The organism is Streptococcus sp. Marseille-Q0941 (assembly GCF_943736975.1).
Lineage (GTDB): Bacteria > Bacillota > Bacilli > Lactobacillales > Streptococcaceae > Streptococcus.
On the sequence record NZ_CALSFO010000001.1, the window covers coordinates 1 to 16,150 of the forward strand.

Genomic DNA, 16,150 nt, shown 5'->3' on the forward strand with positions numbered 1-16,150 from the left:
CGTCGGGCTCATAACCCGAAGGTCGTAGGTTCAAATCCTGCTCCCGCAATATTGGCTCGGTAGCTCAGTTGGTAGAGCAATGGATTGAAGCTCCATGTGTCGGCGGTTCGATTCCGTCTCGCGCCATTTTTAAATCTTACGGAAGGGTAGCGAAGAGGCTAAACGCGGCGGACTGTAAATCCGCTCCTTCGGGTTCGGGGGTTCGAATCCCTCCCCTTCCATCTTATACGGGCATAGTTTAAAGGTAGAACTAAGGTCTCCAAAACCTTCAGTGTGGGTTCAATTCCTACTGCCCGTGTTAAATAGTATGGCGGGTGTGGTGAAGTGGTTAACACACCAGATTGTGGCTCTGGCATGCGTGGGTTCGATCCCCATCACTCGCCTATTTATATTTTTGGGGTATAGCCAAGCGGTAAGGCAAGGGACTTTGACTCCCTCATGCGTTGGTTCGAATCCAGCTACCCCAGTTACTATTTGCCGGCGTGGCGGAATTGGCAGACGCGCTGGACTCAAAATCCAGTGTCCGCAAGGACGTGCCGGTTCGACCCCGGCCGCCGGTATAGTATTAAAGACAAGGTTTTCGAGCCTTGTCTTTTTATTTTTTCTTCTAATCTTTTCTTTTCGAGTTACTTAAAATCACTTTTTTTATTTTATTAATACTTATATTTAATGCTTTATTCTAAGTATTTTACTTTACTTTTACTAAATCTTAATGTATTTCTTGTTATTTTTAACTATAATAGGTCTATACCATTTACAAATTTCCGAGAAAGGTTTATAATGTAATTGACATAATAAATATTAGAAAAAATCATTTACGGAGGTCATCATTATGCCTAAATATATTAAAGCAGATCAGTTTTTCTATCCTCATGGAGTTCGTCGTGGTGGTTACTTAGAAGTTGTCGATGGGAAGTTTGGTAAACATGTAGATCAAGTTTCTGATGGTGCTGAAGTCATTGACTATAGCGGGTTTAGTATCGCACCTGGTCTTGTTGATACACACATCCATGGTTTTGGTGGTGTTGATGTTATGGACAATAATATTGAAGGGACTCTTCATACCATGAGTGAAGGACTTCTTAGCACTGGTGTTACAAGCTTTTTACCGACTACTTTAACTTCTTCTTACGAACAATTACTCGCTGTTACTGAAAATATTGGGGCACGTTACAAAGAGGCATCTGGAGCTAAGATTCGTGGTATCTATTTTGAAGGACCTTACTTTACTGAGGAATTTAAAGGTGCTCAAAACCCTGCTTACATGAAAGATCCTCGGATGGACGAATTTCGTGCTTGGCAGAAGGCTGCTAATGGCCTTCTTAATAAAATTGCATTAGCGCCTGAACGTGAAGGGGTTGAGGACTTTGTTCGTACAATCACTGGCGAAGGTGTGACGGTGGCTCTTGGTCACTCAAATGCAACATTTGATCAGGCTAAAAAGGCTGTTGATGCTGGTGCTAGTGTATGGGTTCACGCTTATAATGGTATGCGTGGCTTGACTCATCGTGAGCTTGGTATGGTTGGTGCTATGTATGAGTTACCACATACCTATGCTGAATTGATTTGTGATGGTCATCATGTTGACCCTAAGGCTTGTGATATCCTACTTAAACAAAAAGGAACTGAAAATATTGCCCTTATCACTGACTGTATGACAGCGGGAGGTTTGCAAGATGGTGACTACATGCTAGGTGAATTCCCGGTTGTAGTTGCAAATGGTACTGCACGTCTCAAATCTACTGGGAACTTGGCAGGTTCTATTCTCAAACTTAAAGACGGTTTGAAAAATGTTGTTGAATGGGGAATTGCAAATTCTCATGAAGCAGTCATGATGGCCAGTCTTAACCCTGCAAAATCTGTTCATATTGACGATGTCTGTGGACAAATTCGTGAAGGCTACGATGCTGACTTTATCGTTCTTGATAAAGATTTGGAATTGGTAGCAACTTATCTTGATGGTGAAAAACGTTATCAAGCATAATCTCTAAAGTAGAAACTAATTTAGTTTCTACTTTTTTAAATAGATTTGTTATTTTTTCACAATTTTCTTGCTTTCTTTTTGAAAAGGCTTACAATTATGATATAAACAATACAAATAAAAAAACGGAGGTAAGCTTTATGAAAGCCTATACTTATGTTAAACCAGGACTTGCTTAATTTGTTGATGTGGATAAACCAGTTATTCGCAAGCCAACAGACGCTATTGTGCGTATCGTAAAAACTACTATTTGTGGAACAGACCTCCATATTATAAAAGGAGATGTTCCGGCATGTAAGAGTGGAACGATCCTCGGGCAGGAATTGTAGAGGAAGTTGGAGCAGGCGTCTCTAACTTCAAAAAGGGAGATAAGGTTCTGATTTCTTGTGTTTGTGCCTGCGGTAAATGCTACTACTGTAAAAAAGGGATCTATCCTCACTGTGAAGACGAAGGTGGATGGATTTTTGGGCATTTAATTGATGGTATGCAAGCAGAATATCTTCGTGTGCCTCATGCTGATAATACTCTCTATCACACTCCAGCTGACTTATCTGATGAAGCCTTGGTTATGTTATCTGATATCTTACCAACTGGCTATGAAATTGGTGTCTTAAAAGGGAAAGTAGAGCCAGGTTGTAGTGTAGCAATTATTGGTTCAGGTCCAGTTGGATTGGCAGCTCTGTTGACTGCACAGTTCTATTCACCAGCCAAATTGATTATGGTGGACCTAGACGATAACCGTTTGGAAACTGCCCTATCATTCGGTGCGACTCATAAGGTTAATTCTTCAGACCCTGAAAAGGCAATTAAGGAAATTTATGATTTAACAGATGGTCGAGGTGTGGATGTTGCTATTGAAGCTGTTGGCATTCCTGCAACTTTTGACCTCTGTCAAAAGATTATCGGTGTAGATGGAACAGTAGCCAACTGTGGTGTGCATGGTAAACCAGTTCAGTTTGATTTGGACACTCTATGGATTCGTAACATTAACGTGACTACCGGATTGGTGTCAACAAATACAACTCCTCAGCTTTTGAAAGCTTTAGAAAGCCATAAAATTGAGCCAGAAAAATTAGTCACTCATTATTTCAAACTAAGTGAAATTGAAAAGGCTTATGAAGTATTTGGTAAGGCTGCAGATCATCATGCGATTAAAGTTATTATTGAAAACGATATTTCAGAAGCTTAATAGAATTTTGAATCCAGTTATTCTTTTTAGAGTAGCTGGATTTTTGAAAAACTGAGATAATTCGTGAAAACGAGCAGATTTCTTTCATTGTTCTCGAAATTTCGCTATAATATACGGTACAAAGGAAATGAAACTATGTATCGTGTTATAGAAATGTATGGAGATTTTGAACCTTGGTGGTTCATAGATGGATGGGAAGAAGACGTCATTAGGAGTAAGAAATTCGAAAATTACTATGATGCCTTGAAGTATTATAAATCTTGTTGGTTTGAGCTGGAAAAGAAAATTCCACTTTACAAAAGTCGTGGGGACTTGATGACTATATTTTGGGATCCAGATGATAAACGTTGGTGTGAGGAATGTGATGAATTCCTGCAACAATATCATTCGCTGGCTTTACTAGAAGATGGTCAAGTCATTCCAGACGAAAAATTCAGACCGGGCTATGAAAAACAAACTGGAATAGAAATCCACCGAACTTGTCGTATCAAAAAAGATGGAACAACTTTTTAATAAAGTTGTTCTTTTTTTATATTTTCTTCGAATAATAAACTGAGGAGGAGATATGGTACAAGCACTTGCACAAGAATTGATTAGTCTCGCAAAAAAGTCTGGAGCTCAGGATATTTATTTTGTTCCTAAGAATCAGATTTATGAGCTACATATGCGAATTGGAGATGAAAGACGTCTAATTGACACCTATGATTTTGAAAAGTTAGGTGCCGTCATTAGTCACTTTAAGTTTATTGCGGGGATGAATGTTGGTGAAAAGCGTCGTAGTCAGCTGGGTTCCTGTGATTATCAGCATGATGGCAAGCTTTCTTCACTACGTTTATCGACGGTTGGAGATTATCGTGGTCATGAGAGTTTAGTTATCCGCCTTTTACACGATGAAGAAAAAGAGCTACGTTTCTGGCTTCAAGATATTCATGAATTAGAAAAGGGATTTAGACAACGAGGCCTTTACCTTTTTGCAGGTCCTGTAGGAAGTGGTAAAACAACCCTGATGCATGAATTAGCCAAGTCATTGTTCAAGGGCCAGCAGGTTATGTCCATTGAAGATCCAGTCGAGATAAAGCAAGAAGAGATGCTGCAATTACAACTCAATGAAGCTATAGGATTGAGTTATGAAAATCTGATAAAATTATCCCTTCGTCATCGACCAGATCTTTTGATTATTGGGGAAATTCGAGATAGCGAAACAGCCCGTGCAGTTGTACGAGCTAGCTTAACGGGTGCCACAGTATTCTCAACCATTCATGCCAAAAGTATTCGTGGAGTTTATGAGCGTCTTTTAGAACTTGGTGTCAGCGAAGATGAACTGGCAGTTGTCTTACAAGGTGTTTGTTACCAGAGGCTAATCGGGGGAGGAGGAATTATTGATTTTGCAAACCAAAATTATCAAGAACACCAAGCAAACAAGTGGAATGAGCAAATTGACCAACTTTTTAAAGATGGACATATCACTGCCCTTCAAGCTGAAACGGAGAAAATTAGCTACCAGTAAACAGAAGAAAATCATCACTCTCTTTAACAATTTGTTCTCGAGTGGTTTTCACTTGGTAGAAATCATTTCCTTTCTAGATAGAAGTCTCTTGTTGGAAAAGGAATATGTATCGCAGATGCGCCTAGGGCTCTCGCAAGGGAAATCTTTTTCGGAAATGATGGGGAATTTAGGTTTTTCGAGTGCGATTGTCACACAACTTTCATTAGCTGAAGTTCATGGGAATCTTCATTTGAGTTTGGGGAAAATTGAAGAATATCTGGATAATCTAGCTAAAGTTAAGAAAAAGTTAATTGAAGTTGCAACCTATCCAGTCATTTTGTTAGCTTTCTTACTGCTTATTATGTTGGGCTTGCGGAATTATCTCTTGCCCCAACTGGATAGTAGTAACATAGCTACCATAGTGATTAGTAACCTGCCACAGATTTTTCTTGGGTTTGCTCTGACGCTAGGTCTCGTATCTTTAGCAGGACTGCTATTCTACAGGAAATCTAGGAAGATACAGGTCTTTTCTTATCTGTCTAGGATTCCCTTTATAGGTGTGTTTGTTCAGTATTATCTAACTGCCTATTATGCTCGGGAATGGGGGAATATGATTGGACAAGGTTTAGAGTTGTCACAGATTTTCCAGATGATGCAGGAACAAGGAAATCCTCTCTTTAAGGAAATTGGATATGATTTATCCCTGTCCTTGCAAAATGGGCACGAATTTTCTGAGGTTGTTCAGAATTATCCTTTCTTTAGAAGGGAGCTGGGATTAATCATTGAATATGGAGAGGTCAAGTCCAAGTTGGGAAGCGAATTGGAAATCTATGCGGAAAAAACGTGGGAATCCTTCTTTACCCGAGTCAATCGTACCATGAATCTAGTACAACCCATGGTCTTTATTTTTGTAGCCCTACTAATCGTCTTATTGTACGCAGCTATGTTGCTGCCAATGTATCAAAATATGGAGGTAAATTTTTAGATGAAAAAAATGATGATGAAATTGAAGAAAGCTAAGGTGCAAGCCTTTACTCTTGTAGAAATGTTAATTGTACTTTTAATTATTAGTGTTTTACTTTTACTTTTTGTTCCAAATCTTACCAAGCAAAAGGATGCAGTGAATGACAAGGGTAAAGCAGCGGTTGTCAAGGTGGTAGAAAGTCAAGCAGAACTCTATAGTTTGGATAAAAATGAAGATGCCAGTCTAAGCAAATTACAGGCAGATGGACGTATTACTGCTGAACAAGTAAAAGCCTACAAAGAATACCATGCAAAACAAAAGACAAGTCAAACAGTTGCAGATTAGGGCTTTTACCATGTTAGAAAGTTTATTGGTGTTAGGAATAGTCAGCCTGTTTGCCTTGGGTTTGTCCAGTTCAGTCCAGTCCACTTTTGCGGCTGTTGAAGAGCAGATTTTCTTTATGGAGTTTGAGGAACTTTACCGAGAAACCCAGAAGCGTAGTCTGGCTAGTCAACAAAAAATGAACTTGATGTTAGAAGAGAGAAGTATTGGCAATGGCTACCAAAAATTAGCAATTCCTAAAGGAATTCAACTGCAATCCACTCAGTCAATCACCTTTGACAAGGCTGGTGGGAATTCGTCTCTGGCGAGCGTGAGATTTCAAACAAGGAAAGAAGTGGTTCGCTACCAACTATATCTAGGAAATGGAAAGATTAAACGTATTCAAGAAGCAAAAAATTAAGGCGGTTATTCTACTGGAGGCAGTGATTTCACTCGCTATTTTTGCCAGTATTGCAACTCTCTTGCTAGGACAAATTCAAGAAAGTAGACGACAGGAAGCAAGATTCATAGAACAGGAAGAAGTTTTGCGAGTGGCTCGTATGGCTTTGCAGACTGGACAAAAGCAGTTGACCATCAACGGAGTTAGAGTTGATATCGTCTCAAGCGAGAAGGGGTTGGAGGTGTATCATGGAAATGAAAAAATACTGGCGATTCAAGACAAGTAGTGTCAGAGCTTTTACACTTTTAGAATCCCTGGTTGCCCTTCTTGTTATTAGTGGTAGCTTGCTCCTCTTTCAAGCTATGAGTCAACTCTTGGTTTCAGAGGTTCGCTATCAGCAGAAAAATGAGCAGAAGGAATGGCTCTTATTTGTGGATCAGCTGGAAGCGGAATTGAATCGAGCGCAATTTGAAAAAGTTGAGAATGATAGACTTTACCTCAAACAGGAAGGTAAACCCATTTCCATGGGGAAATCAAAGTCAAATGATTTCCGGAAAACAGATACCAGTGGCCGAGGATACCAGCCTATAGTCTACGGTCTGAAATCAGCTCGTATTCAAGAAAAAGGACAGGAGTTACATTTTCATTTTCAGTTTGAAAAAGGGCTAGAGAGGGAGTTTGTCTACCGTGTGGAAAAAGAAAAAAGTTAGAGCAGGAGTTCTCCTATACGCAATTACTATTGCTGGAATTTTTAGTCTCTTGTTACAGTTTTATCTGAATCGACAAGTGGCTCTTCATCAGGATTACGCCTTAAATAAAGAGAAGCTTGGGGCTTATGTGATGGCAAAGAGAACCTATGAAAGAGCTAATTCTGAAAGTGGTCAGCAGTCGTTTGATGTAGGAAAAGCAAGTTATCGTAGTGACGAAAAGGGATTTACAACGATTGTCGATACTGGAAAACATCAATTTGAATTTCACTTTCCATCTTCGAAAAAGACCGAAGAAAAGTCTAAGAAGATAGAAAACAAGACCAAAGAGGGAAGTGGGGAGAAGAAAGAAGAACAAGTTAAAAAAGAGACTGCCAAGTCTTCCGAAGTTGTTACTTCTAAGAAAGATACAGAGTAGTTTAACTCTTGTATCAGTTCACGTTTAAGTTGTTAGGTTGGGCCAAGTGGGTTAGGACAAGGTTTTTGCCTGAAATCATGCTATAATAGATACATATGGAGGACCAAAAATGGCAAGTGTAAAATTGTATCTAGTGCGTCATGGGAAAACAATGTTTAATACGATTGGGCGTGCTCAAGGTTGGAGTGATACTCCCTTAACAGCTGAAGGTGAACGAGGCATTCATGAATTGGGAGTTGGTTTGCGTGAGTCTGGTTTAAAATTTGAGCGTGCTTATTCGAGTGACTCAGGACGTACCATCCAGACTATGGGAATTATCCTTGAGGAACTAGGCTTGACAGGACAAATTCCTTATCGTATGGATAAGCGAATCCGTGAGTGGTGCTTTGGTAGCTTTGATGGTGCCTATGATGGAGACCTATTTATGGGCATCATTCCTCGTATTTTTAATGTTGATCATGTTCATCGGTTGTCCTATGCGGAGCTAGCTGAAGGATTGGTAGAAGTGGATACAGCAGGCTGGGCTGAGGGCTGGGAAAAACTAAGTGGTCGTATTTGGGAAGGCTTTGAGGCCATCGCCAAGGAAATGGAAGCTAATGGGGGAGGGAATGCCCTCGTAGTCAGCCATGGAATGACTATTGGAACCATTGTTTATTTAATTAATGGAATGCATCCGCATGGTCTTGATAATGGAAGTGTTACAATCCTCGAGTACCAAGATGGTCGATTCTCAGTCCAGGTTGTTGGGGATTGTAGTTATCGTGAAATTGGACGAGCTCAACTAGACGAGCAAGCTAGTTCAGACCAATAAAAATTCTGTACATAGTTAGAAAATTTTTTAATGGATTATTTAAAGGATTAATAGAATGCTAATGTCGTGCTTGCACAAGCTTGAGAGAGCTGAGTGCTTTGACAATAGCATTCTTTTTTGTTAGAATAGTATCAACATGAAAGCATAAGAAGGGACTGACAGAACTGTCGTCCCCTTTTGTCTATCTTATAAGGGGGAAATATGCTGTTTCAGAAAATAAAAGCCTATAAATGGCAGGCCCTGGCTTCCTTGGTCATGACAGGTCTAATGGTAACGAGTTCGCTCTTGCAACCACGTTATTTGCAGGAGGTTTTAGGGGCCCTACTAACAGGTGACCATGAAGCTATTTATACTATCGGTTTTTGGTTAATTCTTGTTGCCTTGATTGGTTTGGTTGCAGGTGGGATCAATGTTGTGTTAGCTGCCTACATTGCTCAAGGAGTTTCGTCAGACCTAAGGGAAGATGCCTTTCGTAAGATTCAAACTTTTTCATACGCTAATATTGAGAAGTTTAATGCAGGGAACCTTGTTGTTCGTATGACCAACGATATCAACCAGATTCAAAACGTCGTTATGATGACCTTCCAAATTCTCTTTCGACTACCACTTTTGTTTATCGGTTCCTTTATTCTAGCAGTTGTCACCCTACCTTCTCTGTGGTGGGTGCTAGTTCTCATGGTCGTTCTGATTGTTGCCATAATGGGTTTTATGATGGGAGTTGTGGGACCGCGCTTTGCAAAATTCCAGACCTTACTAGAGCGTATCAATGCCATTGCTAAAGAAAATTTGCGTGGTGTGCGCGTGGTTAAGTCTTTTGTCCGAGAAAAAGATCAGTTTGATAAATTTACGCAGGTGTCAGATGAATTGTTGGGAGAAAACCTTTATATCGGTTATGCCTTTTCTATTATGCAACCTGCAATGATGTTGATTTCTTATGGGGCCGTCTTCCTTTCAATCTGGCTTGTAGCAGGTATGGCAGAGTCAGATCCATCAGTTGTTGGATCTATTGCTTCCTTTGTAAACTATCTGAGTCAGATTATCTTTACCATCGTCATGGTTGGATTTTTAGGGAACTCAGTCACTCGTGCCATGATTTCCCTCCGTCGTATCCGTGAAATTCTTGATACAGAACCAGCTATGACCTTTGAGGATGTGGAAGATGAAGTTTTAGAAGGGAGTCTCAGCTTTGAACATGTAACCTTCACCTATCCAAATGATGAGGAACCGATCCTAAAAGATGTTTCCTTTGATATCGCGCCTGGTGAGATGGTTGGGGTTGTCGGTGCAACCGGTGCAGGGAAATCAACCTTGGCTCAGTTGATTCCACGACTGTTTGATCCCCAGCAAGGTTCTATCAAAATTGGTGGGAAGGATATTCGTACAGTTAGCGAAAGGACGCTTCGCAAGACAGTTTCTATCGTCTTACAAAGAGCCATTCTCTTTAGTGGTACGATCGCAGATAATCTCAGACAAGGAAAGGGAGATGCGACAGTTTCAGAACTGGAACGTGCAGCTCGTATCGCCCAAGCTAGTGAATTTATTAGTCGTATGGATTTGGCTTTTGAGAGTCCGGTTGAAGAACGGGGGACCAACTTTTCTGGTCGACAAAAGCAAAGAATGTCCATTGCGCGTGGGGTTGTCAGCAATCCTAAAATCTTGATATTTGATGACTCAACTTCGGCACTGGATGCCAAGTCAGAACGGTTGGTTCAAGAAGCTCTTAATAGGGACTTGAAAGGAACAACCACCATTATTATTGCGCAAAAGATTAGCTCTGTTGTGCATGCGGATAAAATTTTAGTACTTGATCAAGGTCGACTGATTGGCCAAGGAAAACATGCTGACTTGGTCGCAACAAACCCAGTTTATCGTGAGATTTACGAAACGCAAAAAGGAAAGGAGGAGTAGGATGAAGACCTTTAAATTTTTTTGGAACTACTTTAAAATTTACAAACTATCCTTTGTCGTTGTCATTGCTATGATTGTCATTGCAACGGTAGCCCAAGCCCTCTTTCCAGTATTTGCAGGTCAAACAGTCACAGAACTAGCTAATTTGGTTATAGCCTATCAAGACGGAAATCCTGATATGGTTTGGCAAAGTCTCTCGGGCCTCTTGATGAATCTGGCCTATGTTTTGATTGTGCTAGTAGTGTCTAGTCTCATCTATATGGTCTTGATGAGCCACATTATTGCCGAATCGACAAATGAGATGCGTAAGGGACTTTTTGGCAAGCTTTCTCGCTTGACAGTTTCTTTCTTTGACCGCCATCAAGATGGGGACATCCTGTCACGTTTCACCAGTGATTTGGATAACATCCTACAGGCTTTCAACGAAAGTCTGGTGTCTGTTATGACCAATATTGCCCTTTATATTGGCTTGCTGATTGTCATGTTTGTAAAAAATGTCACCTTGGCTTTGATTACAATTGCTAGCACTCCAGTAGCTGTCATCATGTTAATTGTCATCTTGAAATTGGCAAGAAAATATACCAATCTTCAGCAAAAAGAGGTTGGGAAGCTCAACGCTTACATGGATGAGAGTATTTCAGGTCAAAAAGCCGTTATTGTTCAAGGCATTCAAGGTGATGTGATCGCAGGTTTTGTTGAGCAAAATGAGCGTGTCCGTAAGGCGACTTTCAAGGGGAGAATGTTTTCAGGGATTCTCTTTCCTGTCATGAACGGAATGAGCTTGGTCAATACAGCTATTGTTATTTTTGTCGGTTCAGCTGTCTTACTGAATGATAAGAACATCGAGACAGCAACTGCTCTGGGCTTGATTGTTATGTTTACTCAGTTCTCTCAACAGTATTACCAGCCCATTATCCAATTAGCAGCTAGTTGGGGAAGCTTGCAGCTTGCCTTTACAGGTGCGGACCGTATTCAAGAAATGTTTGATGCAGAGGAAGAAATTCGTCCTCAAGATGCTCCGGTCTTTAACGAATTAAAAGAAGGTGTGGAGATTGGCAATGTGGACTTCTCCTACCTACCAGGTAAACCGATTCTGAAAGATGTCAGCATTTCAGCTCCAAAAGGGAAGATGATTGCAGTTGTTGGTCCAACAGGGTCAGGAAAAACAACCATCATGAACTTGATCAATCGTTTTTACGATGTGGATGCTGGAAGCATTACTTTTGATGGTAAAGATATTCGCGAGTTTGACTTAGATAGCTTGCGAAGTAAGGTGGGAATTGTCTTGCAAGATTCTGTTTTATTTAGTGGAACTATCCGAGACAATATTCGTTTTGGTGTACCAGATGCCAGTCAGGAAATGGTTGAAGCAGCTGCTAAGGCTACGCATATCCATGAATATATCGAAAGTCTGCCAGATAAGTATGACACACTGATTGATGACGACCAGAGCGTCTTCTCAACCGGTCAGAAACAGTTGATTTCCATCGCTCGTACCTTGATGACGGATCCCCAGGTCTTAATCTTGGATGAGGCAACATCAAACGTCGATACTGTAACAGAAAGTAAGATTCAAAATGCCATGGAAGCTATTGTGGCTGGAAGAACTAGTTTTGTGATTGCTCACCGTTTGAAAACCATTCTAAATGCCGATCAGATTATTGTCCTTAAGGATGGTCAAGTCATTGAACAAGGAAATCACCACGAATTGCTCAAGCTTGGAGGTTTTTACTCCGAACTTTATCACAATCAATTCGTCTTTGAATAATACTCTTCGAAAATCTCTTCAAACCACGTCAGCGTCCCCTTGCTGTATATGTGTTACTGACTTCGTCAGTCTTATCTACAACCTCAAAGCAGTGCTTTGAGCACCCTGCGGCTAGCTTCCTAGTTTGCTCTTTGATTTTCATTGAGTATAAGCAAAAAGTTGTCCTAATTTGGGGCAGCTTTTTCTGATAAAAAAAATTTATCACGGACTTAAAAAATACATATTAGACAGGAGTGGACAAGGATGATAAGATAAGATTATCAATAGAAAAGGAAAGGAAATCAGTAATGGCAAGAACGGTTGTTGGAGTTGCAGCAAATCTATGTCCCGTAGATGCAGAAGGAAAAAATATTCATTCATCAGTCTCTTGTAAATTTGCTGAGAGTATTCGTCAGGTTGGCGGACTTCCTTTGGTGATTCCGGTTGGTGATGAGTCACTTGTCCATGATTACGTAGAAATGATTGACAAACTTATCTTGACTGGAGGGCAAAATGTTCATCCTCAGTTTTATGGTGAGGAAAAAACAATTGATAGCGACGACTATAACCTAGCTCGTGATGAGTTTGAACTAGCTCTCTTGAAAGAGGCTCTTCGTCAGAATAAGCCAATTTTAGCCATTTGCCGTGGTGTTCAGCTTGTTAACGTCGCATTTGGTGGAACCCTCAATCAGGAGATTGAAGGTCATTGGCAAGGATTACCTTTTGGAACTTCACATTCCATTGAGACAGTTGAAGGAAGCCTTGTATCGAAATTGTTTGGTAAAGAAAGTCAGGTCAATTCAGTCCATCGTCAGAGCATTAAAGATCTGGCACCCAATTTCCGTGTGACGGCTGTGGATCCACGTGATCAAACTGTTGAAGCAATTGAATCCATTGATGAGCACCGTATTATTGGTCTTCAGTGGCATCCAGAGTTTCTAGTCAATGAAGAAGATGGCAATTTAGAACTATTTGAGTATTTATTAAATGAATTGTAACGGTTAGGATATCTAGCCGTTTTTATTCGTCCTTTCAGATTTTTTGTATTTTAGCATTTTTACGCAAACGTTTGAATTCTGATAAAAATTGGGCAAATTCAATAAAAAAGCTTGAAAAAATCGAAGGTAAGCGTTATGATAGAAAAGAAGAAATTTTGGAGGATTATCATGTCACATATTAAATTTGATTATTCAAAAGTTTTAGACAAATTTGTTGCCCCACATGAAGTGGAATACATGCAAGCACAAGTAACAGCTGCAGACGAATTGATTCGTAAAGGAACTGGTGCTGGTAGCGACTTTTTGGGTTGGTTGGACCTTCCTGAAAACTACGACCGTGAAGAATTCGACCGCATCTTGAAAGCTGCTGAGCAAATCAAGTCAGATAGCGATGTCTTGGTTGTAATCGGTATCGGTGGATCTTACCTTGGCGCCAAAGCAGCCATCGACTTCTTGAACCACCACTTTGCTAACTTGCAAACAAAAGAAGAACGCAAAGCTCCACAAATCCTTTACGCTGGAAATTCAATCTCATCTACTTACCTTGCTGACTTGGTAGAGTACGTAGCTGACAAAGACTTCTCAGTAAACGTGATTTCCAAATCAGGTACAACAACAGAACCAGCTATCGCTTTCCGTGTCTTCAAAGAACTCTTGGTTAAGAAATACGGTCAAGAAGAAGCTAACAAACGTATCTACGCAACAACTGACCGCCAAAAAGGTGCTGTTAAGGTTGAAGCAGATGCCAACGGTTGGGAAACATTTGTGGTTCCAGATGATATTGGTGGACGATTCTCAGTATTGACAGCAGTTGGTTTGCTTCCAATCGCTGCATCAGGTGCAGACATCAAAGCCCTTATGGAAGGTGCTAACGCAGCTCGTAAAGACTACACTTCAGACAAGATTGCTGAAAATGAAGCTTACCAATACGCAGCCGTTCGTAACATCCTTTACCGTAAAGGTTATGCAACTGAAATCCTGGTAAACTACGAGCCATCACTTCAATACTTCTCAGAATGGTGGAAACAATTGGCTGGTGAGTCAGAAGGGAAAGACCAAAAAGGTATTTACCCAACTTCAGCCAACTTCTCAACGGACTTGCACTCACTTGGTCAATTTATCCAAGAAGGAACTCGTATCATGTTTGAAACAGTTGTCCGTGTTGACAAACCTCGTAAGAACGTGATCATCCCTACTTTGGAAGAAGATCTTGACGGACTTGGATACCTTCAAGGAAAAGACGTTGACTTTGTAAACAAAAAAGCGACTGACGGTGTTCTTCTTGCCCACACTGACGGTGACGTACCAAACATGTACGTAACTCTTCCTGAGCAAGACGCCTTCACTCTTGGATACACAATCTACTTCTTCGAATTGGCCATCGCCCTTTCAGGTTACTTGAACGCCATCAACCCATTTGACCAACCAGGTGTTGAAGCATACAAACGCAACATGTTTGCCCTTCTTGGTAAACCAGGATTTGAAGAATTGAGCAAAGAACTCAACGCTCGTCTATAATAGAGTCAATAAAGAGTGGTTTTACCACTCTTTTTTCTTTTTCTCGAAAAGAGAAATTGGACTCTGGCACGACTTGTGATATAATATAGAGAGCAAAAAGGCAGATGCCTAGAGACTTTATAGGAGAAGATATGTCAAAAGATATTCGTGTGCGTTATGCACCAAGTCCAACCGGACTATTACACATCGGTAATGCCCGTACAGCATTATTCAACTACTTGTATGCACGTCACCATGGTGGAACTTTTATCATCCGTATCGAAGATACAGACCGCAAACGTCATGTCGAAGACGGCGAACGTTCCCAGCTTGAAAACCTTCGTTGGTTAGGCATGGATTGGGATGAAAGTCCTGAGACACATGAGAACTACCGCCAGTCTGAGCGTTTGGAACTCTATCAAAAATACATTGACCAACTCTTAGCTGAAGGAAAAGCCTACAAATCTTACGTAACAGAAGAAGAGTTGGCAGCTGAACGTGAACGCCAAGAAGCTGCCGGTGAAACACCTCGTTACATCAACGAATACCTTGGTATGAGCGAAGAAGAAAAAGCAGCTTACGTTGCAGAACGTGAAGCAGCAGGGATCATCCCAACTGTTCGTTTGGCCGTTAATGAGTCTGGTATTTACAAGTGGCATGACATGGTCAAAGGCGATATCGAGTTTGAAGGTGGCAATATCGGTGGTGACTGGGTTATCCAAAAGAAAGACGGTTACCCAACTTACAACTTTGCCGTTGTCATTGATGACCACGATATGCAGATTTCTCATGTTATCCGTGGAGATGACCACATTGCCAACACCCCAAAACAGCTCATGGTTTATGAAGCCCTTGGTTGGGAAGCCCCAGAGTTCGGTCACATGACTTTGATCATCAACTCTGAAACGGGTAAAAAATTATCTAAACGCGACACCAATACCCTTCAATTTATCGAAGATTACCGCAAGAAGGGCTACCTTCCAGAAGCGGTCTTTAACTTTATCGCTCTTCTTGGTTGGAATCCTGGTGGGGAAGATGAAATCTTCTCTCGCGAAGAACTCATCAAGCTCTTTGATGAAAACCGTCTCAGCAAATCTCCAGCGGCCTTTGACCAGAAGAAAATGGACTGGATGAGCAATGAGTACATCAAGAATGCGGATCTATCGACCATCTTTGAAATGGCCAAACCATTCCTTGAAGAAGCAGGCCGTTTGACAGACAAGGCTGAAAAATTGGTGGAACTCTACAAACCACAAATGAAGTCAGTGGACGAAATCGTTCCATTGACAGACCTTTTCTTCTCAGATTTCCCAGAGTTGACGGAAGCTGAGCGAGAAGTCATGGCTGGTGAAACGGTTCCGACTGTACTTGAAGCCTTTAAAGCTAAACTTGAAGCCATGTCAGATGATGAATTTGTGGTGGAAAATATCTTCCCACAAATCAAAGCAGTTCAAAAGGAAACTGGTATCAAAGGGAAAAATCTCTTCATGCCAATCCGTATTGCTGTTTCAGGAGAGATGCATGGACCAGAACTACCAGAAACCATCTACTTGCTTGGACGTGAGAAATCTATCCAACACATTGAAAAAATGTTGGCAGAGATTGCAAAATAACATAAAATAAGAACTCAAATAAAGAGTTCTTTTTTTATGTATACTTATTTGAAGATGCAAATATTTTAGTGTATACTATTAATTGATAGGGCAAGGGAAATAAGTTAGTA

The 16,150-nt window shown here is 40.7% G+C and carries 15 protein-coding genes, 6 tRNA genes and 1 pseudogene; all 22 read left to right on the forward strand.

Annotation, left to right across the window (positions count from 1 at the left end; genetic code table 11):
- The first annotated feature begins 53 nt into the window (after positions 1 to 53).
- Positions 54 to 126 (forward strand) — tRNA-Phe (locus tag NGI26_RS00005).
- Between the two features lie 14 nt (positions 127 to 140).
- A tRNA-Tyr gene (locus NGI26_RS00010) sits at positions 141 to 221 on the forward strand.
- 6 nt (positions 222 to 227) lie between these two features.
- Positions 228 to 298, forward strand: a tRNA-Trp gene (locus NGI26_RS00015).
- 12 nt (positions 299 to 310) lie between these two features.
- Positions 311 to 383: transfer RNA gene (locus NGI26_RS00020), tRNA-His, on the forward strand.
- Between the two features lie 12 nt (positions 384 to 395).
- Positions 396 to 467: transfer RNA gene (locus tag NGI26_RS00025), tRNA-Gln, on the forward strand.
- 9 nt (positions 468 to 476) lie between these two features.
- Positions 477 to 560, forward strand: a tRNA-Leu gene (locus NGI26_RS00030).
- A 272-nt stretch (positions 561 to 832) separates the two neighbouring features.
- Positions 833 to 1,984 (forward strand): N-acetylglucosamine-6-phosphate deacetylase, encoded by a 1,152-nt coding sequence (gene nagA / locus NGI26_RS00035; RefSeq protein ID WP_251934394.1) that lies wholly within the window; start codon positions 833 to 835, stop codon positions 1,982 to 1,984.
- 185 nt (positions 1,985 to 2,169) lie between these two features.
- Positions 2,170 to 3,170 (forward strand): annotated as a pseudogene (locus NGI26_RS00040) (zinc-dependent alcohol dehydrogenase family protein).
- A 135-nt stretch (positions 3,171 to 3,305) separates the two neighbouring features.
- Complete coding sequence (locus NGI26_RS00045; protein ID WP_251934399.1) at positions 3,306 to 3,683, forward strand: DUF1033 family protein; 378 nt, start codon at positions 3,306 to 3,308, stop codon at positions 3,681 to 3,683.
- A gap of 52 nt (positions 3,684 to 3,735) precedes the next feature.
- Complete coding sequence (comGA, locus tag NGI26_RS00050) at positions 3,736 to 4,677, forward strand: competence type IV pilus ATPase ComGA (protein WP_251934401.1); 942 nt, start codon at positions 3,736 to 3,738, stop codon at positions 4,675 to 4,677.
- Positions 4,625 to 5,641, forward strand: a complete 1,017-nt coding sequence (gene comGB, locus NGI26_RS00055; protein WP_251934770.1) for a competence type IV pilus assembly protein ComGB — start codon at positions 4,625 to 4,627, stop codon at positions 5,639 to 5,641. Before comGA ends, comGB begins: the two co-directional genes overlap by 53 nt.
- Positions 5,642 to 5,965 carry a competence type IV pilus major pilin ComGC gene (comGC, locus tag NGI26_RS00060; protein ID WP_251934403.1) on the forward strand — a complete coding sequence of 108 codons (324 nt, stop codon included), beginning with the start codon at positions 5,642 to 5,644 and terminating at the stop codon, positions 5,963 to 5,965. It begins immediately after the preceding gene.
- Entirely contained in the window at positions 5,928 to 6,362 is a 435-nt protein-coding gene (gene comGD / locus NGI26_RS00065; RefSeq protein ID WP_286009814.1) for a competence type IV pilus minor pilin ComGD, read from the forward strand. Before comGC ends, comGD begins: the two co-directional genes overlap by 38 nt.
- Positions 6,325 to 6,627 (forward strand): competence type IV pilus minor pilin ComGE, encoded by a 303-nt coding sequence (gene comGE / locus NGI26_RS00070; RefSeq protein WP_251934405.1) that lies wholly within the window; start codon positions 6,325 to 6,327, stop codon positions 6,625 to 6,627. The genes comGD and comGE overlap by 38 nt, the downstream gene beginning before the upstream one ends.
- Positions 6,590 to 7,051, forward strand: coding sequence for a competence type IV pilus minor pilin ComGF (comGF, locus tag NGI26_RS00075; RefSeq protein WP_251934407.1), 462 nt, complete (start codon positions 6,590 to 6,592; stop codon positions 7,049 to 7,051). Before comGE ends, comGF begins: the two co-directional genes overlap by 38 nt.
- Positions 7,029 to 7,466, forward strand: coding sequence for a competence type IV pilus minor pilin ComGG (gene comGG / locus NGI26_RS00080; protein ID WP_251934420.1), 438 nt, complete (start codon positions 7,029 to 7,031; stop codon positions 7,464 to 7,466). The genes comGF and comGG overlap by 23 nt, the downstream gene beginning before the upstream one ends.
- A gap of 109 nt (positions 7,467 to 7,575) precedes the next feature.
- The gene (locus NGI26_RS00085; protein ID WP_251934421.1) at positions 7,576 to 8,277 is read left to right on the forward strand and encodes a histidine phosphatase family protein; all 702 of its coding nucleotides are present in this window, start codon (positions 7,576 to 7,578) and stop codon (positions 8,275 to 8,277) included.
- A gap of 201 nt (positions 8,278 to 8,478) precedes the next feature.
- A complete protein-coding gene (locus tag NGI26_RS00090) occupies positions 8,479 to 10,185 on the forward strand; it encodes an ABC transporter ATP-binding protein (protein WP_251934422.1) in 1,707 nt (568 codons plus the stop codon).
- A gap of 1 nt (position 10,186) precedes the next feature.
- Complete coding sequence (locus tag NGI26_RS00095; protein WP_251934423.1) at positions 10,187 to 11,953, forward strand: ABC transporter ATP-binding protein; 1,767 nt, start codon at positions 10,187 to 10,189, stop codon at positions 11,951 to 11,953.
- Positions 11,954 to 12,240: 287 nt separating this feature from the next.
- Positions 12,241 to 12,930: a gamma-glutamyl-gamma-aminobutyrate hydrolase family protein gene (locus tag NGI26_RS00100; protein ID WP_251934424.1), complete on the forward strand. Its 690-nt coding sequence runs from the start codon at positions 12,241 to 12,243 to the stop codon at positions 12,928 to 12,930.
- Between the two features lie 168 nt (positions 12,931 to 13,098).
- Positions 13,099 to 14,448, forward strand: coding sequence for a glucose-6-phosphate isomerase (locus NGI26_RS00105; protein WP_000018244.1), 1,350 nt, complete (start codon positions 13,099 to 13,101; stop codon positions 14,446 to 14,448).
- 131 nt (positions 14,449 to 14,579) lie between these two features.
- Entirely contained in the window at positions 14,580 to 16,040 is a 1,461-nt protein-coding gene (gene gltX, locus NGI26_RS00110) for a glutamate--tRNA ligase (RefSeq protein ID WP_251934425.1), read from the forward strand.
- The last annotated feature ends 110 nt before the right edge of the window (positions 16,041 to 16,150 follow it).

Coding starts and splice junctions, on each gene's coding strand:
- nagA (WP_251934394.1), top strand. CDS start 833: ATGCCTAAATATATTAAAGCAGATCAGTTTTTCTATCCTCATGGAGTT.
- NGI26_RS00045 (WP_251934399.1), top strand. CDS start 3,306: ATGTATCGTGTTATAGAAATGTATGGAGATTTTGAACCTTGGTGGTTC.
- comGA (WP_251934401.1), top strand. CDS start 3,736: ATGGTACAAGCACTTGCACAAGAATTGATTAGTCTCGCAAAAAAGTCT.
- comGB (WP_251934770.1), top strand. CDS start 4,625: ATGGACATATCACTGCCCTTCAAGCTGAAACGGAGAAAATTAGCTACC.
- comGC (WP_251934403.1), top strand. CDS start 5,642: ATGAAAAAAATGATGATGAAATTGAAGAAAGCTAAGGTGCAAGCCTTT.
- comGD (WP_286009814.1), top strand. CDS start 5,928: ATGCAAAACAAAAGACAAGTCAAACAGTTGCAGATTAGGGCTTTTACC.
- comGE (WP_251934405.1), top strand. CDS start 6,325: ATGGAAAGATTAAACGTATTCAAGAAGCAAAAAATTAAGGCGGTTATT.
- comGF (WP_251934407.1), top strand. CDS start 6,590: ATGGAAATGAAAAAATACTGGCGATTCAAGACAAGTAGTGTCAGAGCT.
- NGI26_RS00085 (WP_251934421.1), top strand. CDS start 7,576: ATGGCAAGTGTAAAATTGTATCTAGTGCGTCATGGGAAAACAATGTTT.
- NGI26_RS00090 (WP_251934422.1), top strand. CDS start 8,479: ATGCTGTTTCAGAAAATAAAAGCCTATAAATGGCAGGCCCTGGCTTCC.
- NGI26_RS00095 (WP_251934423.1), top strand. CDS start 10,187: ATGAAGACCTTTAAATTTTTTTGGAACTACTTTAAAATTTACAAACTA.
- NGI26_RS00100 (WP_251934424.1), top strand. CDS start 12,241: ATGGCAAGAACGGTTGTTGGAGTTGCAGCAAATCTATGTCCCGTAGAT.
- NGI26_RS00105 (WP_000018244.1), top strand. CDS start 13,099: ATGTCACATATTAAATTTGATTATTCAAAAGTTTTAGACAAATTTGTT.
- gltX (WP_251934425.1), top strand. CDS start 14,580: ATGTCAAAAGATATTCGTGTGCGTTATGCACCAAGTCCAACCGGACTA.